A 1,314-nucleotide genomic window follows, 5' to 3' on the forward strand; every position below is an offset into this window, starting at 1 on the left:
TTGGCCTTTCACCCCTAACCACAGGTCATCCCCCAGGTTTTCAACCCTGGTGGGTTCGGTCCTCCACGAAGTCTTACCTCCGCTTCAACCTGCCCATGGCTAGATCACTCCGCTTCGGGTCTTGAGCGTGCTACTCCAACGCCCTATTCGGACTCGCTTTCGCTACGGCTTCCCCACACGGGTTAACCTCGCAACACACCGCAAACTCGCAGGCTCATTCTTCAAAAGGCACGCAGTCACGAGACACCAAGCAAGCTTGATGTCCGACGCTCCCACGGCTTGTAGGCACACGGTTTCAGGTACTATTTCACTCCGCTCCCGCGGTACTTTTCACCATTCCCTCACGGTACTATCCGCTATCGGTCACCAGGGAATATTTAGGCTTAGCGGGTGGTCCCGCCAGATTCACACGGGATTTCTCGGGCCCCGTGCTACTTGGGTGTCTCTCAAACGAGCCGCTGATGTTTCGACTACGGGGGTCTTACCCTCTACGCCGGACCTTTCGCATGTCCTTCGCCTACATCAACGGTTTCTGACTCGTCTCATGGCCGGCAGACCATGAAAGAGAGATCCCACAACCCCGTATACGCAACCCCTGCCGGGTCTCACACGCATACGGTTTGGCCTCATCCGGTTTCGCTCGCCACTACTCCCGGAATCACGGTTGTTTTCTCTTCCTGCGGGTACTGAGATGTTTCACTTCCCCGCGTTCCCTCCACTTGCCCTATGTGTTCAGGCAAGGGTGACAGCCCATGACGACTGCCGGGTTTCCCCATTCGGAAACCCCCGGATCAAAGCCTGGTTGACGACTCCCCGGGGACTATCGTGGCCTCCCACGTCCTTCATCGGTTCCTGGTGCCAAGGCATCCACCGTGCGCCCTTAAAAACTTGGCCACAGATGCTCGCGTCCACTGTGCAGTTCTCAAACAACGACCAGCCACCCATCACCCCACCCTTTCAGGCGAGTTCACTGGGGCCGGCGCTGAGGAAAAATCCATTCCCTCAGACACCCAACAGCGTGCCCGGCCAGCTCCCGTCCGAAGATCATGCGTTCCACGCTCTTGCGAGCAGTACTAACAGCCTCCGACCCGAAAATCCCGGCCGAATAGTCAACGTTCCACCCATGAGCAACCAGCATCAGACATTCGCTGATGTACTGGCCTCTGACCTCACCCCGAAGGGATCGGTAAGAAGTGCTCCTTAGAAAGGAGGTGATCCAGCCGCACCTTCCGGTACGGCTACCTTGTTACGACTTCGTCCCAATCGCCAGTCCCACCTTCGACAGCTCCCTCCCCACAAGGGGGTTGGGCCACC

The 1,314-nt window shown here is 57.8% G+C and carries 2 rRNA genes; both read right to left on the minus strand.

Annotated features, from left to right (window positions below):
* Positions 1 to 894: ribosomal RNA gene (locus tag QC385_RS43840) — 23S ribosomal RNA — on the minus strand; the annotation flags it as partial.
* A gap of 310 nt (positions 895 to 1,204) precedes the next feature.
* A 16S ribosomal RNA gene (locus QC385_RS43845) occupies positions 1,205 to 1,314 on the minus strand; the annotation flags it as partial.

This window comes from Streptomyces sp. DH10, assembly GCF_029813805.1.
Taxonomy (GTDB): Bacteria; Actinomycetota; Actinomycetes; order Streptomycetales; family Streptomycetaceae; genus Streptomyces; species Streptomyces coeruleofuscus.